At 75.5% G+C, this 23,851-nt stretch carries 27 protein-coding genes, 1 other RNA gene, 1 pseudogene and 1 riboswitch; of the genes and pseudogenes, 20 read left to right on the forward strand and 9 right to left on the reverse strand.

Features of this window, described 5'->3' with window-relative positions; all coding sequences use genetic code 11:
* Positions 1-4: 4 nt before the first annotated feature.
* The 7 genes from ACI79Z_RS11405 (at position 5) to nadA (ending at position 6,485) form a co-directional block, all read left to right on the forward strand.
* Positions 5-853 carry a Nif3-like dinuclear metal center hexameric protein gene (locus tag ACI79Z_RS11405; protein WP_456902694.1) on the forward strand — a complete coding sequence of 283 codons (849 nt, stop codon included), beginning with the start codon at positions 5-7 and terminating at the stop codon, positions 851-853.
* Positions 854-868: 15 nt separating this feature from the next.
* Positions 869-1,153, forward strand: a complete 285-nt coding sequence (locus ACI79Z_RS11410; RefSeq protein WP_387984799.1) for a DUF3311 domain-containing protein — start codon at positions 869-871, stop codon at positions 1,151-1,153.
* Between the two features lie 3 nt (positions 1,154-1,156).
* Entirely contained in the window at positions 1,157-2,812 is a 1,656-nt protein-coding gene (mctP, locus tag ACI79Z_RS11415; RefSeq protein ID WP_456902695.1) for a monocarboxylate uptake permease MctP, read from the forward strand.
* A gap of 9 nt (positions 2,813-2,821) precedes the next feature.
* Positions 2,822-3,562: a zinc ribbon domain-containing protein gene (locus ACI79Z_RS11420; protein WP_387984795.1), complete on the forward strand. Its 741-nt coding sequence runs from the start codon at positions 2,822-2,824 to the stop codon at positions 3,560-3,562.
* Positions 3,559-4,665 (forward strand): bifunctional RNase H/acid phosphatase, encoded by a 1,107-nt coding sequence (locus tag ACI79Z_RS11425; RefSeq protein WP_456902696.1) that lies wholly within the window; start codon positions 3,559-3,561, stop codon positions 4,663-4,665. Before ACI79Z_RS11420 ends, ACI79Z_RS11425 begins: the two co-directional genes overlap by 4 nt.
* 86 nt (positions 4,666-4,751) lie before the next feature.
* A complete protein-coding gene (locus tag ACI79Z_RS11430; protein WP_456902697.1) occupies positions 4,752-5,342 on the forward strand; it encodes a dihydrofolate reductase family protein in 591 nt (196 codons plus the stop codon).
* Between the two features lie 111 nt (positions 5,343-5,453).
* Positions 5,454-6,485, forward strand: coding sequence for a quinolinate synthase NadA (gene nadA, locus ACI79Z_RS11435; protein ID WP_387984788.1), 1,032 nt, complete (start codon positions 5,454-5,456; stop codon positions 6,483-6,485).
* Positions 6,486-6,553: 68 nt separating this feature from the next.
* Here the strand turns inward: nadA and ACI79Z_RS11440 are convergent, their stop codons facing one another.
* Positions 6,554-7,303, reverse strand: coding sequence for a sulfite exporter TauE/SafE family protein (locus ACI79Z_RS11440; RefSeq protein WP_456902698.1), 750 nt, complete (start codon positions 7,301-7,303; stop codon positions 6,554-6,556).
* 24 nt (positions 7,304-7,327) lie between these two features.
* Here ACI79Z_RS11440 and ACI79Z_RS11445 point away from each other — a divergent pair, with 24 nt between their 5' ends.
* Both ACI79Z_RS11445 and ACI79Z_RS11450 read left to right on the forward strand, forming a co-directional pair.
* Positions 7,328-7,687, forward strand: coding sequence for a DoxX family protein (locus ACI79Z_RS11445; protein WP_387984783.1), 360 nt, complete (start codon positions 7,328-7,330; stop codon positions 7,685-7,687).
* Positions 7,688-7,716: 29 nt separating this feature from the next.
* Positions 7,717-8,436: a PIG-L deacetylase family protein gene (locus tag ACI79Z_RS11450; protein WP_456902699.1), complete on the forward strand. Its 720-nt coding sequence runs from the start codon at positions 7,717-7,719 to the stop codon at positions 8,434-8,436.
* Positions 8,437-8,481: 45 nt separating this feature from the next.
* On the opposite strand, the gene ACI79Z_RS11455 is transcribed toward ACI79Z_RS11450, so the two are convergent.
* Positions 8,482-9,072 (reverse strand): hypothetical protein, encoded by a 591-nt coding sequence (locus ACI79Z_RS11455; RefSeq protein ID WP_456902700.1) that lies wholly within the window; start codon positions 9,070-9,072, stop codon positions 8,482-8,484.
* 258 nt (positions 9,073-9,330) lie between these two features.
* Positions 9,331-9,488: riboswitch (cyclic di-AMP (ydaO/yuaA leader) on the reverse strand.
* 125 nt (positions 9,489-9,613) lie between these two features.
* On the opposite strand from ACI79Z_RS11455, the gene rnpB reads away from it, so the two are divergent.
* From rnpB to ACI79Z_RS11480, 5 genes are all read left to right on the forward strand, one after another.
* An RNA gene (rnpB, locus tag ACI79Z_RS11460) (RNase P RNA component class A) lies at positions 9,614-10,025 on the forward strand.
* Positions 10,026-10,466: 441 nt separating this feature from the next.
* Positions 10,467-11,030, forward strand: coding sequence for a dihydrofolate reductase family protein (locus ACI79Z_RS11465; RefSeq protein ID WP_456902701.1), 564 nt, complete (start codon positions 10,467-10,469; stop codon positions 11,028-11,030).
* A 227-nt stretch (positions 11,031-11,257) separates the two neighbouring features.
* Positions 11,258-11,638, forward strand: a complete 381-nt coding sequence (locus tag ACI79Z_RS11470) for a YciI family protein (RefSeq protein ID WP_456902702.1) — start codon at positions 11,258-11,260, stop codon at positions 11,636-11,638.
* Between the two features lie 108 nt (positions 11,639-11,746).
* Complete coding sequence (locus ACI79Z_RS11475; RefSeq protein WP_456902703.1) at positions 11,747-12,346, forward strand: dihydrofolate reductase family protein; 600 nt, start codon at positions 11,747-11,749, stop codon at positions 12,344-12,346.
* Positions 12,343-12,927, forward strand: coding sequence for a dihydrofolate reductase family protein (locus ACI79Z_RS11480; protein ID WP_456902704.1), 585 nt, complete (start codon positions 12,343-12,345; stop codon positions 12,925-12,927). The genes ACI79Z_RS11475 and ACI79Z_RS11480 overlap by 4 nt, the downstream gene beginning before the upstream one ends.
* On the opposite strand, the gene ACI79Z_RS11485 is transcribed toward ACI79Z_RS11480, so the two are convergent.
* Positions 12,924-13,451, reverse strand: a complete 528-nt coding sequence (locus tag ACI79Z_RS11485; protein WP_387984753.1) for a dihydrofolate reductase family protein — start codon at positions 13,449-13,451, stop codon at positions 12,924-12,926. The genes ACI79Z_RS11480 and ACI79Z_RS11485 overlap by 4 nt on opposite strands.
* A 61-nt stretch (positions 13,452-13,512) precedes the next feature.
* Positions 13,513-13,710, reverse strand: coding sequence for a hypothetical protein (locus tag ACI79Z_RS11490; protein WP_456902705.1), 198 nt, complete (start codon positions 13,708-13,710; stop codon positions 13,513-13,515).
* Positions 13,711-13,995: 285 nt separating this feature from the next.
* On the opposite strand from ACI79Z_RS11490, the gene ACI79Z_RS11495 reads away from it, so the two are divergent.
* Positions 13,996-14,838, forward strand: a complete 843-nt coding sequence (locus ACI79Z_RS11495; RefSeq protein WP_456902706.1) for an alpha/beta fold hydrolase — start codon at positions 13,996-13,998, stop codon at positions 14,836-14,838.
* Positions 14,839-14,852: 14 nt separating this feature from the next.
* On the opposite strand, the gene ACI79Z_RS11500 is transcribed toward ACI79Z_RS11495, so the two are convergent.
* Together ACI79Z_RS11500 and ACI79Z_RS11505 are read right to left on the reverse strand one after the other, a co-directional pair.
* Entirely contained in the window at positions 14,853-15,809 is a 957-nt protein-coding gene (locus tag ACI79Z_RS11500; protein ID WP_456902707.1) for a hypothetical protein, read from the reverse strand.
* A 570-nt stretch (positions 15,810-16,379) separates the two neighbouring features.
* Positions 16,380-16,706: a hypothetical protein gene (locus ACI79Z_RS11505; RefSeq protein ID WP_456902708.1), complete on the reverse strand. Its 327-nt coding sequence runs from the start codon at positions 16,704-16,706 to the stop codon at positions 16,380-16,382.
* A gap of 85 nt (positions 16,707-16,791) precedes the next feature.
* On the opposite strand from ACI79Z_RS11505, the gene ACI79Z_RS11510 reads away from it, so the two are divergent.
* Positions 16,792-17,418, forward strand: coding sequence for a hypothetical protein (locus tag ACI79Z_RS11510; protein ID WP_456902709.1), 627 nt, complete (start codon positions 16,792-16,794; stop codon positions 17,416-17,418).
* 15 nt (positions 17,419-17,433) lie between these two features.
* On the opposite strand, the gene ACI79Z_RS11515 is transcribed toward ACI79Z_RS11510, so the two are convergent.
* A complete protein-coding gene (locus tag ACI79Z_RS11515; RefSeq protein WP_456902710.1) occupies positions 17,434-18,882 on the reverse strand; it encodes an amino acid permease in 1,449 nt (482 codons plus the stop codon).
* 169 nt (positions 18,883-19,051) lie between these two features.
* On the opposite strand from ACI79Z_RS11515, the gene ACI79Z_RS11520 reads away from it, so the two are divergent.
* Positions 19,052-20,281: a DUF2235 domain-containing protein gene (locus ACI79Z_RS11520; protein WP_387984736.1), complete on the forward strand. Its 1,230-nt coding sequence runs from the start codon at positions 19,052-19,054 to the stop codon at positions 20,279-20,281.
* Here the strand turns inward: ACI79Z_RS11520 and ACI79Z_RS11525 are convergent.
* Positions 20,210-21,094: pseudogene (locus ACI79Z_RS11525) on the reverse strand (AraC-like ligand-binding domain-containing protein); the annotation flags it as partial. The gene ACI79Z_RS11520 and the pseudogene ACI79Z_RS11525 overlap by 72 nt on opposite strands.
* A gap of 183 nt (positions 21,095-21,277) precedes the next feature.
* Here ACI79Z_RS11525 and ACI79Z_RS11530 point away from each other — a divergent pair.
* Genes ACI79Z_RS11530 through ACI79Z_RS11540 form a run of 3 tightly spaced genes read left to right on the forward strand, consistent with a single transcriptional unit; the run spans position 21,278 to position 23,310 of the window.
* Positions 21,278-22,129: an alpha/beta hydrolase gene (locus tag ACI79Z_RS11530; protein ID WP_456902711.1), complete on the forward strand. Its 852-nt coding sequence runs from the start codon at positions 21,278-21,280 to the stop codon at positions 22,127-22,129.
* Between the two features lies 1 nt (position 22,130).
* A complete protein-coding gene (locus ACI79Z_RS11535; RefSeq protein WP_387984731.1) occupies positions 22,131-22,907 on the forward strand; it encodes an MBL fold metallo-hydrolase in 777 nt (258 codons plus the stop codon).
* Positions 22,908-22,953: 46 nt separating this feature from the next.
* Positions 22,954-23,310, forward strand: a complete 357-nt coding sequence (locus ACI79Z_RS11540) for a hypothetical protein (RefSeq protein ID WP_387984728.1) — start codon at positions 22,954-22,956, stop codon at positions 23,308-23,310.
* Between the two features lie 5 nt (positions 23,311-23,315).
* On the opposite strand, the gene ACI79Z_RS11545 is transcribed toward ACI79Z_RS11540, so the two are convergent.
* Positions 23,316-23,840, reverse strand: coding sequence for a putative immunity protein (locus tag ACI79Z_RS11545; protein WP_456902712.1), 525 nt, complete (start codon positions 23,838-23,840; stop codon positions 23,316-23,318).
* Positions 23,841-23,851 lie beyond the last annotated feature (11 nt).

The following is a 23,851-nucleotide window of genomic DNA, read 5'->3' on the forward strand; positions in this document are numbered from 1 at the left end:
GCCCGTGACCGCCACCCTGGGCGAGGTCGTCGCCACGCTGGAGGCCCGCTACGACCCGGCGCTCGCGGAGGGCTGGGACGCCGTCGGCCTGGTCTGCGGGGACCCCGCCGAGCCGGTGGAGCGCGTGCTGGTCGCCGTCGACCCGGTGGCCGCCGTCGTCGACGAGGCGCTCGAGCTCGGCGCCGGGCTGCTGGTCACCCACCACCCGCTGTTCCTGACCCCGGTGCACGGCGTCCCCGCCGACGACCCGAAGGGGCGGCTGGTGCACCGGCTGGTCCGCGCCGGCTGCGGGTTGTTCGTCGCGCACACCAACGCCGACCGCGCCCCCGACGCCGGCGTCAACGACGCGCTGGCCGCCGTCCTCGGGCTGACCGGCACCCGCCCGCTGCAGCCGGTGGCGCCCGGCTCCCGCGCCGGGCTCGGCCGGGTGGGGGAGCTGCCGCGGCCGACCACGCTGGCCGGCCTCGCCGCGCTCGCCGCGGAGGTCCTGCCGGAGACCGCCGGCGGGGTCCGCGCGGCCGGGGACCCGGACCGGCCGGTGCGCACCGTCGCCGTCTGCGGGGGCAGCGGCGGCTCGCTGCTGCCCGAGGCGACGGCGGCCGGCGCCGACGTCCTCCTCACCAGCGACCTGCGGCACCACCCCGTGTCCGAGGCGCGGGAGGACGGGGGTCCCGACTTGTGTGACGTGGCACACTTCGCCTCCGAGTGGCCCTGGGTCCCCGTGGTCGCCGACGTGCTGGCCACGGACCTGTCCGGCAGGGTCGAGGCGGTCGCCTCCCGGCGCCGCACCGACCCGTGGACGGTGCACCGGGGCCGGTCGGCAGGAGGGGACCCGGCCCGCACGGCCGGCTGAGACGGGGAGGGCGCCGTGGCCACCGCCGAACGACCGCCGACGGGAGGCGCGGTCCCCCGGAGGAGCGACCGCAGCCCCTGGAACTGGCTGCTGCTGGTGCCGATCGTGGTGCCGCTGGTCGTGCCGTTCTACAACCGCGTCGAGCCGACCCTCTTCGGCTGGCCGTTCTTCTACTGGGTGCAGCTGCTGTTCGTCGGGCTGGGCGTGCTGACCACCGTGGTCGTCTACCGGGCCACCCGGCGCAGCCCGGAGGAGCGGGCCGCCGCCCGCGCCGCCATCGAGCGGGACAGGGAGCGCTGAGCCGTGGACGGGGTCAACGTCGTCGAGCTGACGATCGTCATCGTCCTGTTCCTGGTCGTCACGGTCATGGGGTTCGTCGCCTCGCGCTGGCGGCGGGCCGAGACCCTCATGCACCTGGACGAGTGGGGGCTGGGCGGGCGCAGCTTCGGCACCTGGATCACCTGGTTCCTGCTGGGCGGCGACCTCTACACCGCCTACACGTTCGTCGCCGTCCCCGCGCTGATGTTCGGCGCCGGCGCGGCCGGGTTCTTCGCCGTCCCGTACACGGTCGTCATCTACCCGCTGGTGTTCCTGGTCGTCATCCGGCTGTGGTCGGTCAGCCACGTGCGCGGGTTCGTGACGCCGGCGGACTTCGTGCGCGCCCGGTTCGACTCCCCGACGATGGCGCTGCTCGTGGCCCTCACCGGGATCGTCGCGACGATGCCCTACATCGCCCTCCAGCTCGTCGGCATCGAGGCGATCCTCAAGGCGATGGGCGTGGAGGGCGAGCTCCCGCTGATCGTCGCGTTCGTGATCCTGGCGCTGTACACCTACAACTCGGGGCTGCGGGCGCCGGCGCTCATCGCGTTCGTCAAGGACACCCTCATCTACCTGACGATCATCGTCGCGGTGATCGTCATCCCGGTGAAGCTCGGCGGCTGGGACGTGATCTTCGGCGCGGCCGAGGAGAAGTTCTCCGCCGGCACCGGCGCGGGCGTGCTGCTGCCGGGCACCGGGCAGTGGCAGTACGCGACGCTGGCCCTGGGGTCGGCGCTCGCGCTGTTCCTCTACCCGCACTCGATCACCGGCGTCCTGGCGGCCAGCAACCGCGACGTGCTCAAGCGCAACATGAGCGCGCTGCCGGTCTACAGCCTGGCGCTGGGCTTCATCGCGCTGCTGGGCTTCATGGCGATCGCGGCCGGGGTGACGCCGATCGGCGAGGACGGCAACACCGTCGTCCCGGTGCTGTTCCAGGAGATGTTCCCGAGCTGGTTCGCCGGCATCGCCTTCGCCGCCATCGGCATCGGCGCGCTGGTCCCGGCGGCGATCATGTCGATCGCCGCGGCGAACCTGTTCACCCGCAACATCTACAAGGAGTTCCTCAGGAAGGACGCCACGCCGAGGCAGGAGGCGCAGGTCGCCAAGGTGACCTCGCTGGTGGTGAAGGTCGGCGCGGTCGCGGCGATCCTGTTCATCGACCCGCAGTTCTCCATCGACCTGCAGCTCATCGGCGGCGTGATCATCCTGCAGACGCTGCCCGCGGTCGCCCTCGGCCTCTACACCCGCTGGCTGCACCGCGGCGCGCTCATCGCCGGGTGGGTCGCGGGCATGGCCGCGGGCCTGCTGATGCTCTACAACATCCCGCGGCTGGCGCCGGACGGCACGGTCCTCCGCGAGCACTTCGGCGGGTCGGCGTTCGCCCTGTCCAAGCTGGGCCTGGACGCGCAGTCCAGCGTCTACGCGGGCTTCCTCGCGCTGCTGGTCAACCTCGTCGTCACGGTGCTGGCGACGATGGCGCTGCGCGCGGCCAAGGTGGACGACGGCGTCGACGGGACGGCGGAGAGCGACTACACCGCCGAGCGGGAGGACCCGACCTTCCGCGACCTCCCCGACCCGCTGGAGTCCGCGCCGCCCGGCACGGCCCGCGGCACGACGGGGGAGGCGACCGGCCGCAGGTAGGTTGAGCGGGTGAAGGCCGACCACTTCGAGCAGCAGAAGCTGCTGGCCCTGGCCGACGAGGACGTCGCGCTCACCCAGCTCGCCCACCGGAAGCGCACGCTGCCGGAGGTCGCCGCGGTCGAGGCCGCCGCGGAGTCCGAACGCACCTTCGCCGAGGCCGAGGTCCGCGCGGAGACCGAGGTGCGCGACCTCGACCGCGAGCAGCGGCGGCTCGAGGCCGACGTCGACACCGTCCGGCAGCGGGCCGACCGCGACCGGTCGCGGATCGACTCCGGGGCGGCAACGCCGAAGGAGATCACCTCGCTGCAGTCGGAGCTGCAGTCGCTCGCCCGGCGGCAGTCCGACCTCGAGGACCAGGTGCTCGAGCTCATGGAGCGCCGGGAGACCGCCGACGCCGCGCTGGCCGACGCCCAGACCGGGCGTGCCGCCGCCGTCGCCGACCGGGAGCGGGCCGAGCAGCTGCGCGACGACGCCCTCGCCGACATCGCCGACTCCACCGCCCGGCACGAGGCGAAGCGCGCGGAGGTCGCCGGCGGCATCTCCGCCCCGCTGCTGGCGCTCTACGACCGCATCCGCACCCAGACCGGCACCACCGGCGCGGCGGTGCTCAAGGCCCGGCAGTGCCAGGGCTGCCGGATCGAGCTGAACGGCCGGGAACTCGCCGCCGTCCGCAACGCCGACCCGCACGAGGTGGTCCGCTGCGAGAACTGCGGCCGGATCCTCGTGCGCACCGCCGAGTCGGGCCTGTGACCCGCCGTCTCGTCGTCGAGGCCGACGGCGGCTCGCGGGGCAACCCGGGCCCGGCCGGCTACGGCGCGCTGGTGCGCGACGCCGCCACCGGGCGGGTGCTCGCCGAGCGCGCGGCGTCGGTCGGCCGGGCGACGAACAACGTCGCCGAGTACGGCGGGCTGGTGGCCGGGCTGCAGGCGGCGCTGGACCTCTGTGGCGGCGGAGGCGCGAGCGCCGACGTCGAGGTGCGGATGGACTCCAAGCTCGTCGTCGAGCAGATGTCGGGGCGCTGGAAGATCAAGCACCCGGACATGCAGAAGCTCGCCGTCCAGGCCCGCGATCTCGCCCGGCAGCTGGGCAGCGTCCGCTACACCTGGGTGCCGCGCGCGCAGAACGGCGCCGCCGACGCGCTCGCCAACAGCGCGATGGACGGCCGGCCGGTGCACCGCGACCTCGCCGCCGAGCCGACCGTGGTGGAGGACGACGTCCAGCCGGCCGCCGAACCCGCGCCGCCGGTGACCACGGTGACGCACCTGCTGCGCCACGGGCGCACCGAGCACACCCCCGAGCGGCGGTACAGCGGCCGCAACGACCTGCCGCTGTCGGTCACCGGGCGCGCGGAGGCCGAGGCGGCCGCGGTGCGGGCGAAGGAGCTGGGCATCGAGGTCGTCGTCGCCTCGACGCTGCGCCGCACGCGGGAGACCGCGGAGGTCGTGGCCGGCGCGCTGGGCCTGCCGGTGGAGCTCGACGACGACCTGGTCGAGCTCGACTTCGGCGACCTCGAGGGGCTCACCGCCACCGAGGCGCAGCAGCGGCACCCGCTGGCCGCCCGCCGCTTCGCGAGCGACGTGACGGTGGCCGCGCCGGGCGGCGAGTCGGTGGCCGACGTGTCGCGCCGCGTCGCCCGCGCCCGGGAGCGGCTGCTCGAGCGGCACGCCGGGAGGACGGTGCTCGTGGTCAGCCACGTGACCCCGATCAAGCTGCTGCTCGCCGCGGGCCTCGGCGCCGGCGACGAGGTGGTGCACCGGGTGTTCCTCGAGGCGGCGTCGCTGTCGACGGTGGCATGGAGCTCCGACGGCCGCACCTCGGTCCGGCTGGTGAACGACACCGCTCACCTGCGCTGAGGACACTCAACCGATGAGTTGAGGAACGCCCGCCGGTCTCCCCTGCAGGCGGCTCCGCCCCGGAGCCGGGAGCGAGGAGGTGCGCCATGGGCCGGGTGGTGCTGTTCGCGGCGGTGTCGCTGGACGGGTACGTCGGGCGGGACGACGACATGCCCGGGCCGCTGTTCGACTGGTACGCCAACGGCGACGTCGAGATGACCTTCAGCGACCCGGACCGGCCCTTCCGCGTGACCGCGGAGACGGCGGAGTTCCTCACCGACATGGCGACGCGGGTGGGCGTCATGGTCTGCGGGCGCCGGCTGTTCGACATCACCGACGGCTGGGGCGGCGTGCCCCCCAACGGCGAGCACGTCGTCGTGGTCACCCACCGGCCGGCCGACGACTGGCCGCACCGCGCCACCGCGCCGTTCACCTTCGCGCCCGACGTGCCGGCCGCGATCGGGCGAGCGAGGGAGCTCGCCGGCGACCGCGACGTCACGGTGAGCGCCGGGGACGTCGGCGGGCAGGCGCTGCGCGCGGGCCTGGTCGACCGGGTGGTGCTGGCGCTGGTCCCGGTGGTCCTGGGCTCGGGGCGGCCGTACTTCGGCGCCGGCGGCCCGCCGGAGATCCAGTTCGAGGACCCGGTGGTGGTGCAGGGCAGGCGGGTGACCCACCTGGTCTACGACGTGCGTCGCTGACGCCCCGGAGCGGGAAGCGGGCCGGGCGGCCCGGTGTTGCACCGGACACCCCCGCCGCCGCCCGCCGCGGCGCTCCGGGGACGATGAGCCCCCCGCACTCCGAGGAGCCCCGTGACCGCGACCATCGCGCCCGCCACCCCCACCGTCGCCGGCGACGAGCGCACCCTGTCGGCCGCCGAGTACGAGAACTGGGCGGCGGAGGTCCGCCGGCTCGCCGACGAGCGCGGTGCGGTGGTGCTCGCGCACAACTACCAGGTGCCCGAGATCCAGGACGTCGCCCACTTCACCGGCGACTCCCTCCACCTGTCGCGGGTCGCGGCGCAGACCGACGCCCGCGAGATCGTGTTCTGCGGCGTCCACTTCATGGCCGAGACGGCGAAGATCCTCTCGCCGGACAAGACGGTGCTGCTGCCCGACCACGCCGCCGGCTGCTCCCTGGCCGACTCGATCACCGCCGAGCAGCTGCGCGAGTGGAAGGCCCAGCACCCGGGCGCCGTCGTCGTCAGCTACGTCAACACCACCGCGGCGGTGAAGGCGGAGACCGACGTCTGCTGCACCTCGTCGAACGCCGCCGACGTCATCCGGTCCATCCCCGAGGACCGCGAGGTCCTGTTCTGCCCCGACCAGTTCCTCGGCGCGCACGTCAAGCGCGTGACCGGGCGGTCGAACATCCACGTGTGGGCGGGCGAGTGCCACGTGCACGCGGGCATCAGCCCGGCCGACGTCCGCGCGCAGGTGGCCGCGCACCCGGACGCCGAGATCCTCGTGCACCCCGAGTGCGGCTGCACCACCTCGGTGCTCGACCTGGTCAGCCACGGCGACCTGCCCGCCGACCGCACCCGCGTGCTGTCCACCGGCGGCATGGTCGAGGCCGCGGCGCGGACCTCGTCGGGCCAGGTGCTCGTCGCCACCGAGGTCGGCATCCTGCACCAGCTGCGGGCGCTCAACAGCGGGACGTCGTTCATCCCGATGAACAGCCGCGCGGCCTGCCGCTACATGAAGATGATCACCCCGGCCAAGCTGCTGCACACGCTGCGCACCGGCGAGGGCGCCGTCGACGTCGACCCGGAGACCGCCGCCCGCGCCCGCCGCGCCGTCGAGGCCATGATCGCCATCGGAGAGCCCGGCCGCGGCGGTGAGTAGAAGGACCCCGCTGCCCCCGCCGCTCGCGAGCTCGCGGCGGGACCCTGCAGCGGGGCCGTTCCAGCACGTCACCGCGTGAAGAGGTAGACGGACACCGCGACGCCGAAGACCACGATCAGCACCCGCAGCGGCGTCGCGGGGATGCGGCCGGCCACCCGCGCGCCGAGGAACCCGCCGACCAGACTGGCCGGCGCCGCGACGGCGACCACCTGCCAGGCCACCGGCCCGAAGACGCCGAACACGACCAGCGTGACCGTCGCCGTCACCGCGGAGAACGCCGACTTCAGCGCGTTGGCCAGCGGCAGCCGGTGCAGTGCCGTCCCGAGCACCCCGACGAGGATGACGCCGAGCGCGCCGCCGAAGTAGCCGCCGTAGACGGTGGCGAGGAACAGCGCGAGGAACAGCCACCACGGGTCGCGGACGGCGCCGTCGTCGCGGTCGCGCAGCCGGCGGGTGAGCAGCGGCTGCACCGCGAGCAGCAGGCTGGCCAGCAGCACGAGCACCGGCACGACGACGTCGAAGGCCTCGCTCGGCGTGGTCAGCAGCAGCACGCTGCCGGCGACGCCGCCCAGCGCCGAGACCGCACCGAGCCGCACCAGCCGGTCGCGCTGACCGGCGTACTCGCGGCGGAACCCGGCCATCCCGCCGAGGTAGCCCGGCCACTGCGCCACCGAGTTGGTGACGTTGGCCGCCACGGTGCCCAGGCCCAGCCCGACCAGGGTGGGGAAGAGGATCAGCGACCCGCCGCCGGCGATCGAGTTGACCGCCCCCGCGCCCAGGGCCACCGCGGCCGCGATCAGGAGGTCGGCGGCCGTCACGGGGCGCCAGCCTACGGTCGGTGCGTGCGACTCCCCGCCCCGGCGACCTGGCTGGCCGCCGCCCTCGGCGGCTCCGGCGTGCTGCACCTGGTGCGGCCGCGGACGTTCGAGTGGCTGGTGCCGCCCGAGCTCGGCGACGCCCGCGCCTGGGTGCTCGTCAGCGGGGTCGCCGAGGTCGGCACCGCCGCGCTGCTGGCCGCGCCGGCGAGCCGCCGGGCCGGGGGACGGGCCGCGGCCGCGCTCCTGGCGTCGTTCGTGCCGGCCCACCTGCACCACCTCCGCGTGGCGCGCGGGCGGCCGGCGATGCTGGCCGCGGCGGTGGTCCGGCTGCCGCTGCAGGCGCCGATGATCGCCGCGGCGCTGCGGGTGGCCCGAGGGCGCTGAGCGTCAGCGGCCGCGGGCAGACTGCCCGCATGACGGAGGCGTTCCCCGAGGACTGGCAGCGCGCCCTGGTCGTCGCCGCCCACCCCGACGACGTGGAGTACGGCTGCGCGGCCGCCGTCGCGGCGTGGACGGCGGCCGGGCGCGACGTCCGGTACGTGATGGCCACCAGCGGCGAGGCCGGCATCGCCGGGCTGCCGCCGGAGGCCGCCGGGCCGCTGCGCGAGCGCGAGCAGCGGGCCGCGGCCGCGGTGGTCGGCGTGTCGGTGGTCGAGTTCCTCGGCCACCCCGACGGGCGGCTGACCGAGGGGCTGGACCTGCGGCGGGCGGTCGCGGCGGCGATCCGGCGGCACCGCCCCGACCTCGTGGTCACGCTGCACTTCGGCGACACGTGGACGCCGCCGGGCGCCCCGCTCGGCTACTGGAACAGCGCCGACCACCGGGTGCTGGGCCGGGCGGTGGTCGACGCCGTCGGCGACGCGGCCAACGAGTGGATCTTCGCCGAGCTCGCCGACCCGGAGCCCTGGCGCGGGGTGCGCTGGACCGCCGTCTCCACGCCGGTGGGGGTCACGCACACCGTCGACGTGACCGACGTCGTCGACCGGGCGGTGGCCTCGCTGGCCGAGCACCGCCGCTACCTGCAGGCGCTGTCGGCCGACCCGGTCGAGGAGCAGGCACGGCGACAGGTCGACACGGCGACCCCGGTCGTCGACGGCCGGCGGGTGGCCGGCTTCGCGCTGTACGCCGGCTGAGGCGGACGCGGCCCCGGGGTGCGCCCGGGGCCGCGTCCGGGCCGGTCAGGGGTTGAAGCTCACGTGGACGTGGTCCATGTGGTTGGCGGTGGGGGACCCGCGGTCCTCCATCGCCCGCCAGCCGGAGCTCCCGATCACGAAGATCCGCTGCTTCCAGATGACGTAGTCGACGCCCATGCGCGCGGCGTTGTCGAGGACGTACTGGGCGACGGCGTTCCCCTTGGCGGAGTCGGCGTAGACCATGAAGTCCGCGGCGAGCTGCTGGGTGGGGGAGTGCCCGGGGCGGGTGAGCACGGTGGACACCCCGCACTGCTGCACGACCTCGGCGACGACGGGGCGGACGTGCGCCGCCCAGGCGCTGTAGGAGGTCGAGGAGGCGGTCGGCGCGCCGGTGAGGTTCGTGGACACCGCCGCGGGGGCGGCGGGGGCGGCTGCCGGTGCGGCCGCGGGGGCGGCGGGGGCCGCGGGCGCGGGCGCCGCGGCTCCTCCCCGGTCCTGGGACCAGCCGTTCGACCCGTCCCGGCGGGGGCCGTCCCAGTCGGCCTGGGCCACCGACTGGCCGCTGAGGCCGAAGGCGACGGCGAGGGCGCCGGCCGTGAGGGTCCGGCGGATCGTGCGCTTGCTGTTCGAGGGCATGACGAGGAGAGCTCCTGACGTCGGTTCCGCGTGGCGCCGTCCGTGGCTCGGCGGTCACCCGTCGCGTGGGGGGACCTGCGGGACGGGCCGGGACGCGGCCGGGCGGCGGGCGGCTGCTGGAGGGCAGGCCGACGCGAGGCCGGTCGTTTCCGGTCCGTGGAGGCGCGGCGACCGGCGGAGGTGGGCGGGTCGCGGCGCTCGTCGCAGAGTGCGGGGCACGCCGGGGCAGGCGCCGTCGGCGCACCCCGTGGTGGTTCTCCGTTCTCCCGTGGCCGCCTACCGGGTCAGCTGACGGGTTCGGGCGGGGAACTGCGCCCTACCCCCTCCCGGGTCCGGGAGGTGGGACTCACCCCGGTGGTGCGGTGGGTCCCCGGCTCACGGCCACCGCGGTGGCCGCGACTCGGCGGCACCCGGCTCGGTTCCCCCGGTGGAGGACGTGACGACCGGCCGGACGGAGCCACCGTAGGAGCGTCCGCGGGAGCCCGCAGCGCGGACTGAGCAGTTCCGCTGAGGGGGTCCGTAGACTGGTCGGCACGACGGACGAGTCGGCCGGGCGGTCGCGTCGGCGGGGGAGACCCCGTCGCCGAGGAACGTCCGGGCTCCACAGGGCAGGGTGGTCGCTAACGGCGACCCGGGGTGACCCGCGGGACAGTGCCACAGAGAACAGACCGCCAGCAGTCCGCTGCTGGTGAGGGTGAAACGGTGGTGTAAGAGACCACCAGCGCACCGGGTGACCGGTGCGGCTCGGTAAACCCCACCCGGAGCAAGGTCGAGAAGGGGCGGTGGCCGGGCGACCGGACACCGTCCTGCGCAGGCGTTCGAGGGCTGCCCGCCCGAGCCTGCGGGTGGACCGCTCGAGCCCGCCGGCAACGGCGGGCCTAGATGGATGACCGCCCATCGGGAGGCCGCGAGGCGCCCGAGGACAGAACCCGGCGTACAGGCCGACTCGTCCGTCGCCCGCCGTGACCTGCGGGTCTGCGGTCAGGGCGCGGCGCCGGTCCGCGCGGGGTCCGCCGCTCGGCCGGGAACGGGGTCGGCGGCGGCCCTCGGCCGGTCGCCGGAGCCGGGCCAGAGGTGGCTGACGTCGGTCGGTCACGGCGATCGTCGGCCGAGGTCGGCTCGCCCTCTTCCCGGCTGCGGCTGCTGACGACGATCGGCTCCGGGATGATCCGGCTCGCGTCACGCGGCCCCTGCGACCCGGCGGCGTGGACGTCGAGCGGCCGGACGACGAGGCGGCGACCCGTCCCACGGGGCGCTGTGCCGGTCGTCGTCCCTCCTCGTACGCGGCATCCGCTCGGCGCGGTGGTCGACCGGCCCTGGGTGTGGTCCGACCGGTCAGTTCTCCGTGCCGTGTCGGTCCGTACGCCGAACACCGACCCACGGGAGGCCACGCGATGCGGAGACTGACCTTCGCCATGAACCTGAGCCTGGACGGCTACGTCGCCGCGCCCGGCGACGACCTCGGCTGGAGCGTGCCGAGCGACGAGCTGTTCCAGTGGTGGTCCGACCGGGTGGAGGCCACGGGCCTGGCGCTGTACGGGCGCAGACTGTGGGAGACGATGAGCTCCCACTGGCCGACCGCCGACCGGCAGCCCGGCGCCACACCGGCGCAGATCGAGTACGCCCGCCGTTGGCGGGACATGCCGAAGGTGGTGTTCTCCTCGACGGCCAGCGCGGTCGACGGGAACGCCCGCCTGGTCACCGGCGACGCCGTCACCGAGATCACCCGGCTCAAGGCCGGGGACGGCGGTCCCATGGACGTCGGTGGCGCCACCCTCGCCGCGGCGGCCATGCGGGCCGGGCTGATCGACGAGTACGCGCTCGTCACCCACCCGGTCCTGGTGGGCGGCGGCACGCCGTTCTTCCCGGCCCTGGACGACCGGGTGGACCTGGACCTGGTGGAGACCCGGACGTTCCGCGGCGGCGTGCTCCTGACCAGGTACGAGACCAGGCGCTGAACAGCCGGCCCCGGATCGGCAGGCCGACTCGTCCGTCGTCCCCCTCCGCCGATCCGCGCACGACCGGGTCGACGGCGTCCGGTCGTCCGGGCCCGGTCGCGGGTGGCTGCCGGTGTGTCGCCGCCAGGCGACCCCACCGACGGGACCCGACCGATGAGTCGATGCGGCGACCGGGGTCCCTCTCGTGGAGCGGCCGGACGGGCCGCGGCGACCACCCGGGAGGACCCGTGACGCAGTACCTGCTGTCCATGCCGCACGACTCGGCCGAGGAACCGACGATGGCCACGATGGACCCCGCCGAGCTGGAGGTCGCCCTGGCGGCGGCCGGCGCCTTCCTGGAGGAGCTGGCGGCGTCCGGCGCGCTGGTCTTCGCCGGTGGGCTGCACCCGCCGTCGACCGCGGTCACCGTCGACCACACCGGGGACGACCTCGCCCTCACCGACGGGCCGTACACGCAGGCGCCGGAGTACCTCGGCGGCTTCTGGGTCGTCGAGGCGCCGGACCGGGCGGCGGCCGTCTCCTGGGCGGCGAAGGCGTCCCGGGCGCTCGGCGCGCGGATCGAGGTCCGCGCCTTCCAGGAGATACCGGCACAGCGCCCGGCGGTGTGAGGTCGCGCCGCCGTGTCCCCCGGGGCGGCTCCCGGGAGGCGGGACCGATGACTTCGTCCCCGTCCGCCGGTCCGAGCTCCCGGACCGGGTCGGAGACCAGGAGGACGGATGCGGAAGATCGTCGTGCACATGATGCTGTCGCTGGACGGCTACTTCGAGGGGCCGGACCACGACCTGGGCTGGCACCGCGTCGACGAGGAGCTGCACGGGCACTTCAACGAGGAGCTCGCGACCAAGAGCGCCTTCCTCGAGGGCCGGGTCACCTACGAGCTCATGGAGGCGTACTGGCCGACCGCCGACCAGGACCCGGACGCCCCGCCGACGATGCGCGAGTTCGCCGGTATCTGGCGGGCGGTGCCGAAGATCGTGTTCTCCCGCACGCTGCGGGAGGTCGGCCCCAACGCCTCGCTGCGGGCAGAGGTGGACCCCGACGAGATCCGCGCACTGAAGCAGCAGCCCGGCGGCGACATGACGCTCGGCGGGGTCGACCTGGCCGAGACCTTCCGCCGGCTGGACCTGGTCGACGAGTACCGGCTCTACGTCAACCCCGTCGTCGTCGGCCGCGGTCGACGGCTGTTCGAGACCGCCGACGAGCCGACCGACCTGGAGCTGGTGGAGAACCGGCGGTTCGGCAACGGGGTCGTCCTGCTGCGCTACGCCGTCCGGCGCCCGGCAGCCGGCCGGCCGCGCCCGGGGAGGGCATCGTGACCGCCACCTACACCTTCGACGTCTTCTCCACCCTCGACGGCTTCGGCTCCTACGGCGAGGACGGCGACTGGGGCGGCTACTGGGGCAAGGAGGGCCCGGAGTTCCTCGACCACCGCCTCGCGCAGTACCGCGCGGAGCAGCGGCTGGTCCTCGGGGCCACCACCTTCCGGGAGTTCGTGCGGTTCCTGGACCCGGCCCAGGTCACCGACCCGCTGAACACCCGGATGCGGACCATGCCGACGACGGTCGTGTCGACGACGCTGCAGGGTCCCCTCGACTGGCCCGACGCGACCCTCGAGCACGGGGACGCCGTCGACGTCGTCGCCCGGCTCAAGGAGGAGTCCCACGTGCCGCTGCGCTCGCACGGCAGCCTGTCGGTGAACCGGGCGCTGATGGCCGCCGGCCTGGTCGACCGCGTCCAGGTGACGGTCTTCCCGGTGATCACCGGCCGGACCGGGACGGCGCCGGTCTTCGCGGGCGCGGCCGACTTCGACCTCGAGCTGCTCGGGAGCCGGACGTTCGACGGCCGCATCCAGGAGCTCGTCTACCGGCCCACCCTGCACGGCGGGGACACCGGTTAGGGCCGCACCACCCGGTAGTTGAGCAGCACGATCCCCGAGGGGAAGGGGCGGCACTCGATCAGCCGGAGCCTGGTGCTCGCCGTCATCGTGCCGAAGAAGGGCACGCCGTCCCCGAGGACGACGGGGACGACGGAGACGCCCAGCTCGTCGACGAGCCCGAGCTGCAGGAGCTGGGTGACCAGCCGCCCGCCGCCGAAGACGCAGATGTCCCTGCCGGGGTCGATCCGGGACCGCACGGTGTCGATCAGCCGGGTCAGGTCGCCGGCGTACGCGTGCGTGTTCCGGCCGGTCGGCAGGTCGGCGTCGTGGGTGACCACCCAGGTCGGCACGCCACCGACACCGGCGGTGCCCATCTCCCGGTACGTGTTCGCGCCGACGACGTAGGCCCCGGTGCGGGCCTCGGTCTCCGCGAAGCCGTAGTCCTCACCCGGGGCCATGGCGTCGTTGAGCCACGCGAGGTCCCCGGACCTCGACTGGATGAAGCCGTCCAGGCTGGCCGCCATCCCGGCGAAGACCGTCGCCATGCCGGACGAGCGTAGGGCGCGACGGCCCGCGGTCCCAGGCGCGGATCCGCCGCGCGGCCCCTCAGCCGGCCGTGTCGGCCTCCGCGGTGTAGGACCTGCCGGGCCAGTACGCCCACTCCTCGAAGTCCTCGACCCGGCCGTCGTCGGCGAAGCGCAGCACCCACAGGTCCCGGTACTCCTGCGGCGCCGGGGCGCCGTACCGCACCTCCAGCCGCACCACCGCGTCGCGCCCCTCGACGGCGACCGGCTCCGCGGCCACCGTGAACGTCCGGCCCTCGTCCTCCCGCCAGAACGCCCGGATCGCCGCGTGGCCGACCTCCGACGGCTCGTAGGGGAGCGCCGGTACCGCGCGTCGTCGGTGAACAGCCGGGCGACCGCGGCCACGTCCCCCTCCCGCCACGCGCGCTCGTACCCGGCCACCCACTGCATCACGCCGGCGCGGTCCACCCGGCCACGCTGTCACGTCCGCCGGGCCCGCGGGGGTTCCCGCCGCCGTGCCGGTCGCGCGACGATCGCCTGGCTCCGGACCGCCGAGGAGGGCCCCGTGACCGACACCGCCACCGCGACGAGGACCGGGTACGCGCCGGTCGGCAGGCTGCGCATGTACTACGAGGTCCACGGGCCCACGGGGGAGCCGGCGGGCGGCCCGGTCCTCCTCCTGCACGGCGCGTACATGTCGGCCGGCGACCTCGGGCCGCTGGTGGGCGCCCTGGCCACCACCCGGGAGGTCGTCGTCCCGGACCTGCAGGCCCACGGCCGGACGGCGGACGTGGACCGGCCGATCACCTACGAGGGCCTGGCCGACGACGCCGCGGGCCTCCTCGCGCACCTCGGCATCGAGCGGGCCGACGTCCTGGGCTACAGCATGGGCGGCGCCGCGGCGCTGCAGGTGGCCGTCCGTCACCCGGAGGTGGTCCGCACGCTGGTGGTCGTCTCGGCGTCGCACTCGAGCAGGGGGACGCAGCCGGAACTGCTCGAGATGATCCCGACCATCACCCCGGAGGTGTTCGCCGGGTCGCCGCTGGAGGAGGCCTACCGGGCCACCGCCCCGGACCCCGGCCACTTCCCGGTCCTCGTCCAGAAGCTGAAGACGCTCGACGAGACCCCCTTCGACTGGCCGGCCGAGGACATCCGGGGGATCACCGCGCCGACCCTGGTCGTCGCCGGGGACGCCGATGCCGTCCTGGCCGAGTCCGCGGTCGAGCTCTTCCGCCTCCTCGGCGGCGGCGCGATGGGCGACCTGGCCGGTCTCTCGCGGGCGCGCCTGGCGATCCTGCCGGGGACCACCCACTTCATGCCGCCGGGCAGCGGCGTGCTCGACCGCCTGGACTGGCTGCTGCCGATGGTGCTCGCCCGGTTCGACGACCCTCCCGCTGGGACGCCCTGACCCTCCCGGAGGGGTCAGTCGTGGACGAGCACCACCTCGTACCGCGACGCGGTCGGCGGGATGCCGGTGTCGAACTTGGCGTTGACGACGGCGAGCCGTCCCTCGTGCCGGATGGCGGTCGCCGGGGTCTGGAAGAGGTCGCTGGTGACGACCTCCACGACGGACCCGGACGCCAGGTCCGGGCTCAGCCGGACCTCGCTCACCCGGTTCGTGTTCTGCACCGCCCACAGCGAGTCGCGGTGCAGCTCGATGCCGTCCACGGACGGCACGCTCACCCCGGCGACGACCGCGCTGTCGCCCGTGGCGGGGTCCACCGTGTACAGCTCGCCGTTGGTCGAGTGCGCGACGACCAGCGTGCCGCCGTGGCGCGCGGCGTCGATGCCGTTGAGGTTGATCTCGCCGGCGGTGTCGGCCGCCGGCCCGTGCAGCGGGAGCGTGCGGAACGGCCCCGGCCGCCCGGAGGCGTCGATCCGCACGTGGTACAGCACGGCACGCCGGCTGTCGGTGAACCACGCGCCCGCCGGGGTGACGACGACGTCGTTGACCAGCGTGGTGAAGGCCGCCGGGGGCGCCGGCGACGGCGGCGCGAACTGGTACTCCGCGACCGTCTCCCCGGAGTGCAGGTCGTACACGTACGCCTGGCCGGTGCCGCCGCCGGCGACGTAGAGCAGGCCGTGCCGCAGGTCGGCGTCCATGCCGACCGCCCACCGGCCCTCCGGTGCGTCGATGAACAGCTCGGCGGTGCCCGCCTCGAGGTCGCCGCGGAAGACGTCGCCGGCGAACAGGTCGCCCGCGTAGAACGTGTCCCCTGCACCCGCCGCGATGCCCTCGGCCGAGGTGGCGCCCGGCAGGACGATCACCTCCGGCCAGGACGCCGCCGCGGGCGGGACGGTGGTGACGGTCAGGGCGACCACGCCGGTCACCAGCACCGCCGCTCGCAGGGAGCCGGTCGTCCTCCGCGTCGTCGGCACGGCAGCCTCCGGTGGGCGTCGTCGGTCGCACGGTCGTCCCCCGCCCGGTCAACGGTGCCCCGCCCGCGGCGGGCGGGACAGGGCCCAACGCCTCCGTACGGAGGCCGCGCTCAGGCGACGGTGGGTACGGCGGACGAGGGACCCGTCCCGTCCTGGTCCCGGCGTCTCACGGCTCGCCGTGTGACGGGCCCGGGCGCCTGGCCCTGGGCAGTCCCTCCACGACCAGTTCGTACGAGTTGCGCACCAGCTCGTCGACGAGGTCCCGCGTCACCGGCACGGATGGTCAGCCGGTGCCGCTCGTCCACGGGGTGGCCGGGGACGAGCTCCTCGTACCGCTGCTGCAGCGCCCAGCTGTGCTCGGGCTCGCACGTCAGCGTCACGAGTGGTTCGCCGGGAGCCGAGCGGCGGACTCCATCGCGACCTCGAGCAGCCGCACGCCGTCCATGCCGTCCGGCTCCTCCTCGACCGCCGGGTCGGCCCCGGGCGGGCGTCGTCGTCCCGGGACGGCCGTCGAGGACAGCCGTGCCCGAGCGTCGCACGGACCCGTGTCCTCGGCCTCGTCCGCCGTGCTCAGGCGACGGTGAGCAGCACGGCGCCGGCGGCGAACAGCGGCAGGGACACGAACAGGAAGACGCCCACGCCGGTCAGGACCCCACCGGGGGAGCCGTGGTCGTCGACGTCGGGCCGCCGGCCGTGCTCGTACTCGTGGGCCCGGGTGAACACCGCGCCGCTGGTCAGCCCGATGAGGCCGGCCAGCACGAGCAGGACCAGCGCGAACCGCGACAGGAAGCTGCCGTCCCCGAGCAGGCTCCACAGCCCCGCGACGGCCAGAGCCACGGCCGCCGCGAGCAGCACCGCGGCCAGCGCCTGGCGCAGGCCCCGGAGGACGACGCCCACGGGGTGACGGTAGCCCCGCCGGGCGTGACCGGGGTCCTCCCGCGACGCGGGCGTCCACCCGGGGCACGCGGGGTGGCCGGGCGGCGTGGACCTGCTCGCCCTGCCCCGCACCGTCACCGCGTCCGCGCTCGCCCTCGGGACGGCGGTGCGCGGCGCGCGCGTGTTCCACCCCCGGGGACGGGCGTCCGCCGGGACCGTGGTGACCGACGGCGGCGGCACCCGGGGTGCCCGGGTCCTCGACGAGGCGGGTACGTACGACGTCGTCGTCCGCGTCTCCCGCGGGGTCGGGCTGCCGGAGCCGCTGCCCGACGTCGTCGGCCTGGCGGTCCGCCTCCCGCTGCTCGGCCGGGGCGGGGCACCGCTGGACGTCCTGGTCAACACCTCCGGGGGCCTGCCCGGCCTGCGCCACCTGTTCCTGCCGGAGCCCCTCGGCCGGACGTGCTCCTCGGTCCTGCCGTACCGGACCGGCAACGGCCGCCTGGTGGTGCTCGGGGCGCGCGACACGGGCGCCGGCTGGGACCTGCTGGCGGCACCGCTCGCCGGCGGCTGGAGGCGGTGGGGACGGCTGACCCTCGGCGCCGCCCTGCCGGACGCGGAGTCCGAGGCGCTGCGCTTCCGGCCGACGCTCGGGGCCGACGACCTCCAGCCGGTCGCGCTGTTCCGCGCCGTCCGCGACCTCTCCTACCGCGGGAGCCAGGCCCTCCGCCCCTGACGGCCGCGGCGCCGCTCAGCCGTCGACCGGCCGGCGGTGGCTCGGGCTGTCCGGGTTCAGGAGCGAGTGCTTGCGCCCGTAGGCGAAGTAGATGACCAGCCCGATGAGCAGCCAGACCCCGAAGCGGGCCCACGTCTCCCACGGCAGCTGCCAGATGAGGAACAGCGACGCGAGCACCCCGAAGGCCGGGACGACGGGCATGAGCGGCAACCGGAACGGCCGCGGGGTGTCCGGCCGGGTGTAGCGGAACAGGATGACCGCGACGCAGACCACGATGAACGCCGACAGGATGCCGATGTTCGTCAGGTCGGCGACGGCGCGGATCGGGAAGACGCCGGCGAGCACGGCAGACCCGACGCCGGCGATCCAGGTCACCCGCTGCGGCGTGCCGGTCCGGTCCACCTTCGCGAACCACGGGGGCAGCAGCCCGTCGCGGCTCATGGAGAACCAGACGCGGGTGACGCCGAGCAGGAAGGTCAGCATCACGGTCAGGATCGACAGCACGGCGAAGACGGAGATGACGCCGGCGACCACCGGCAGGCCCACGCTCTCGAAGGCCGAGGCGAAGCCGGCGGTCGGGTCGATGTCCCGGTAGTCCTGCATCCCGGTGAGCACCAGCGTCGCGGCGACGTAGAGCAGCATCGCGATGACCAGCGACAGGATGATCGCCTTCGGCATGTGCTCCTTGCCGTCCCGGGCCTCCTCGGCGGCGGTGCTCATGGCGTCGTAGCCGAAGACCGCGAAGAAGACGGTGGCCGCGCCGGTGAGCACCGGGCCGAAGCCGGACGGCAGGAAGGGATCGTAGTTCCCCGCCTGGACGTAGAAGACGCCCAGCCCGATGATGCCGAGGATCAGCAGGATCTTGATCCCCACGGCGATCAACTCGAACCGGCCGAAGGTCTTCGTGCCGCGGCTGAGGATGAACGTGACGAGCAGGCAGATCACGACGGCGGGGACGTTGACGACGCCGCCCTCCTCGGCGGACGCGGTGAGCGACGTCGGCAGGGTGAGCCCGAGGTTGTCGAGCAGCTCGCCGAGGTAGCCGGAGATGCCGATGGCCACGACGGCGACGATGGCGATGTACTCCAGGAGCAGGTCCCAGCCGATGAACCAGCCGATGAGCTCGCCGAGGGCCACGTAGCCGTAGGTGTAGGCGGAGCCGGCCCGCGGGATCATGCCGGCGAACTCGGCGTAGGACAGCGCCGCCGCCGCCGACGCCAGGCCCGCGATCAGGAAGGCGATGAGCACGGCCGGCCCGACGGGCTCGTTGTCCGCGTCGCCGGCCGCCACGAGCCCCGCGAGGGAGAAGATCCCGACGCCGATGATGCCGCCGACCCCGATCGCGGTCAGCTGCCACAGCCCCAGGCTCTTGGCGAGCGCGCCGCCGGCGTTCCGTTCCTCGACGTCGTCCATCTGCTCGACCGGCAGGCGCCGCCAGACGGAGCGCTGGTCCCGAGTGCTCATGGGCGTCCCCTCGTCGCGGGCCCCGTGTGCGGCGAGCCTGCCCGCGTCCCGGCGGGTCGGCAAAGCGAGGGCGCGGCGGCACGGCGGGGCGGCGGCACGGCGGCACGGCGGGGCCTTGTCGGCCGGGCGGCGGGGGAGCACCGTGGCGGGGAGCGACGCGGGAGGCACGATGCCGAAGCGACTGGTCGTGTGCTGCGACGGCACCTGGAACACCCCCGACCAGGTGGCCGAGGGCCGGCCGTGCCCGACGAACGTCACCAAGCTCGCCCTGGAGGTCGCCCCGGCCGGCGCCGACGGGCTGCGGCAGTGCGTCTTCTACCTGCGCGGGGTCGGCACCGCACGCGGTGAGCGGTACCGCGGCGGCGCGTTCGGCGTCGGCCTGTCCCGCGCCGTCAAGGACGCCTACCGGACGATCGTCGACAACTACGAGCCCGGTGACGAGCTGTGGTTCTTCGGGTTCAGCCGCGGCGCGTTCACCGCCCGCAGCACCGCCGGCTTCGTCCGCACCGCCGGCGTGCTGGAGCGCCGCCATGCCGGCCGGCTCGACGAGGCCTACGAGCTCTACCGGTGCCGGGAGGCCCATCCCCGCGGCACCGAGGCCGAGCTGTTCCGGCGGTCCTACTCCTACGAGCCCGACGTCCACTTCATCGGCGTCTGGGACACCGTGGGCGCGCTCGGCCTGCCGGTGCGCGGCCTGGGCTTCGTCAACCGGCGGTGGGCGTTCCACGACACGACGCTGAGCTCGAAGGTGCGCAACGCCTTCCAGGCGCTGGCCGTGGACGAGACCCGCCGCGCCTTCCGGCCCACGCTGTGGGAGCCGCACCGCGGCGACGCCCGCCCGGAGGGCCAGCGGCTGGAGCAGGTCTGGTTCTCCGGCGTGCACTGCGGCGTCGGCGGTGGCTACCGCGACACCTCCCTGTCCGACGTCGCGCTGCTGTGGATGGTCGACCGGGCCCGCGAGTGCGGCCTGGCGTTCCACCGCGACGCCTTCGCGCCGCCCCCGCCCGGCGGGGCCCCGGACGACAACCGCCCGCGCCCGGTGCCCGACCCGCTCGGCGAGCTGCGGGACTCCCGCACCGGCCTCTACCGGCTGCTGCCGCGGTACCACCGGCCGATCGGCGTCGGCCACCCGCGCACCGAGAGCCTGGCCTCGACCACCGTCCGCCGGTACCTGCAGGACGAGCGCTACCGCCCGCCCGGCGTCGCGTCGTTCCTCGCCCGTGGCGGCCCGCGCACCGAGGTCGACGCCGGCCGGCGGTCAGCCGGCGGCGGACGCCCGCTGCCACTCCCGCGGACTCGTCCCGAAGGCCTCGCGGAACCGGCGGGCGAAGTGGCTGGGGTCGGCGAAGCCGCAGGCGCGGGCGGTCGCGGCGATCGACCGCTGCCGACCGGCGGGTGAGGCCAGCCGGGCCCGCGCGGCCTCCAGCCGCCGCGCGATGACCTCCTGCTCGAGGCTGGCGCCCGCCGCGGCGAAGGCCTTGTAGAGCTGCCGGACCGAGACGCCGTGCGCCCGGGCCACGGCGGCCGGGGTGAGGCCGGGGTCGGTGAGGTGCCGGGCGACGTACGCCCGCACCCGGGTCACCAGCGTGTCCTCCCGCACCGGCGGCCCGAGCCGGTCGTCGCCGGCCGCGGACACGACCAGCGCGCGGACCAGCTCGACCGTGGCCGCCTCGAGCGCGGCCGCCCCCGGGTCGGCCGACAGGGCCGCGGCGTCGTCGGCGATCCGCTGCAGGTGCGCGCGCACCAGCCCGTGCAGCGCGCTGGCCCGCAGCCGCGGCGCCGCCCGGCGGACGACGTCGACCGGCAGGCCGAGCCGGTCGAGGGGGACCAGCAGCGCGCGGGACCCGCCGCCGGTCGCGCAGGCGAACCCGTAGGGCGCGCTCATGTCCACCAGCATCAGGTCCCCGTCCTCGACCACCTGCTCGTGGCCCAGCTGGTCGAACTCGCCGCGGCCGCGGTGCTGGAAGGCCAGCGCGACCAGCGGGGCGTCGTCCCGGGCGACGTGCCGCCGGGTGCGGACCATGCGGAAGCGGGTCGCGTCGGTGGCCAGCAGCACCGCCGTCCCGTACGGGAACGCCTGCACCCGCGCCTGCACCGCCGCGGGGTCCTCGCGGTGCTCCACGCGGCAGGCCGCCGACGCCTCCTGCATCGCGACGTGGAAGGCCTCGGCGCGGTCGGCGCGGGGGAGCGGGGTGGTGTCGAAGAGCAGCATGCGCCGTCCCTGGGCCTCGGGCAGCAGACGTTCCCGTGGACGCCGAGCCTGGCAGAGCCGGGCTCCTCCCGGAACCCGCACGGATGCAGGCAGGGACCGCAGCCGTGCACGCAGGGACCGTTCGCCCGCCGGGTCCGCTGCCAGGCTCGCGCCGACCGGGCACCACCTCCGAGGGGAGCGACCGTGACCACGCCACCGGCACCCGGCACCACCGCACCGGACACCATCGTCCTGATCCACGGCTTCTGGGTGACCCCGCGCAGCTGGGAGGACTGGAAGGCGCACTACGAGCAGCGCGGCTTCCGCGTGCTCACCCCGACCTACCCCGGCTTCGAGGGCGAGGTCGAGGCGCTCAACGCCGACCCGACGCCGATCGCCGAGGTCACGCTGCCCGCGATCGTCGAGCACCTGTCCGCGCTCGTCCGCGGGCTGGACCGGCCGCCGGTCCTGATCGGCCACTCCGCCGGCGGCACGCTCGTGCAGCTGCTGCTCGACCGCGGTCTCGGCGCGGTCGGCGTGGTGCTCAACTCCGCGCCGACCGAGGGCGTGCGGGTGGTGCCGCTGTCGCAGCTGCGCTCCACCTGGACGGTGCTCAGGAACCCGGCCAACCGGCACCGCGCCGTCGGGCTGACCGAGGAGCAGTGGCACTACGCCTTCACCAACACGTTCCCCGAGGACGAGTCGCGGGCGCTGTACCGGCGGTACCACGTCCCGGCGTCGGGCCGGATCCTGTGGAGCTCCGTGCTGGCCAACCTCATGCCCGGCCCGCAGGACGCGCACGTCGACTACGGCAACGAGGCCCGGCCGCCGCTGCTGTTCGTCTCCGGCGGCGAGGACCACATCATGCCGCCGGCCGTCCAGCGGTCGAACGCGGCGCACTACCGCGGCGACACCGTGACCGAGGTGCGCGAGTACCCCGGCTACCCCCACCTGCTGCCCGCCTCGCCGGGCTGGGAGGCGATCGCCGACGAGGTCCTCGACTGGGCGCTGGCGCACGCGACGGGACCGCGTCCGCAGGTCGCCGGCGCGCAGTGACGTGCGGCTGACGCACGTCGGCGGCCCGACGCTGCTGGTCGAGGTCGCCGGGCGCCGGCTGCTCACCGACCCCACCTTCGACCCGCCGGGACGCGCCTACGCCTTCGGCTGGGGCACCGGGTCGACCAAGACGGCGGGACCGGCGCTGGCACCGGCCGACGTGCTGCCGGTCGACGCCGTCCTGCTCAGCCACGACCACCACGCCGACAACCTCGACGACGCCGGCCGCGCCCTGCTCGCCGAGGTGCCGGTGGTGGTCACCACCGCGTCCGGCGCCCGCCGGCTGGGGGACGGCGCCCGCGGGCTGCGGGACTGGCAGACGACGGTCCTCGAGGCGCCGGGGCTCCCGCCGCTGGAGGTCACCGCCACGCCGGCGCGGCACGGGCCGCCGCTGAGCCGCCGGCTGGTCGGCGACGTCGTCGGGTTCGCCGTGCGGGAGGCCGGCGCGGACGGCGGGGTGCTGTGGATCTCCGGGGACACCGTGGCCTTCCCCGGGCTGCGGCGGGTCGCCGAGCGGCTGCGGGTCGACGTCGCGGTGCTGCACCTGGGCGGCGTGCGCTTCCCCGTCACCGGGCCGGTCCGGTACTCGATGACCGGCCGGGAGGCCGCCGCCGTGTGCCGGGCGACCGGGGCGCGGGTCGTCGTCCCCGTGCACCACGAGGGGTGGAGCCACTTCCGGCAGGGGCGGGAGGCGGCCGAGCGCGACCTGGCCGCCGCGCCGGAGGACGTCCGCCGGCGGTTCCGGTGGCTCGACCGGGGGGTGCCCACCGACGTCTGACCCGTTCCTGCTGGCCGACGGGGGCTCCGGTGGCGATCATGGCGGGATGACGGTCACCGCGATGCCGGCACGGGCCCGCTGGGTGTGGGACGCACGCGACCGGACCCGCGCGGTCCGCGTCTCCGCCCACCCGGCGCAGGGCCTGGTCAACCTGAGCATCTGGCGCGACGACGCGTGCGTCGGCACCGTCAAGCTCCGGCCCGACGAGGTGGCCGGCCTGGTGTCCGGGCTGACCGAGGGCCTCGCCGAGCTCGCGGTCACGCCGCCGGCCGCCCCGGCCACGGTCACCGACCTGGAGACGCGGTTGGCCGCCGTCGAGTCGCGGCTCGAGGCCCCGCGCCCGCCCGCCGGCCGGCTGGCGCGGACCGTGCTGCGGCGCGTGCAGGACCGCCTGCTGCGCTGACCGGCTCACGCCCGCAGCGCGGCGTCCAGCGCGGCCACGAGCCGGCTCGTCCGGTTCCCGCCCGTCGGAGCGGCCGGGTAGCGCCGGAGCACCGCGACCAGGCCGGGCGTCGCCCGCTGTCGCGCCCGCTCGATCCACGCGGCTCCCACCGCCTCGTCGCCGCCGACGGCCAGCTCCGCCGCCCGTGCCGCGGACGCCGCCGCCCCCAGGACGTGCCGCACCTGCGTCGCCCGCGCCAGCGGGTGCAGGTACGCCGCGGCCGCCGCGGAGCCGGCCGCGCGCGCCGCCTCCCGCGCGGCCCCGGGCGGAGCCTCGGCCGCGGCCCGGTGCGCCGCCAGGGCGGTCGTCCGCTGCAGCACCGTCCGGGCGGCCCCATCGGCGAAGGCGTCCGCGGCCTCGACCGCCGCCCGCGGTCGCCCGTCGCCGGGGCGCTCGGCCTCGAACAGCGCCAGGACCTCCCGCGCGCACCCGGCCGCGTAGCGGGCCACCACGCGGAGGTCCTGCAGGCTCAGCTCGACCTCCCCGGACACCCGGGCAGGGT

The organism is Geodermatophilus sp. SYSU D00663, from assembly GCF_054050655.1.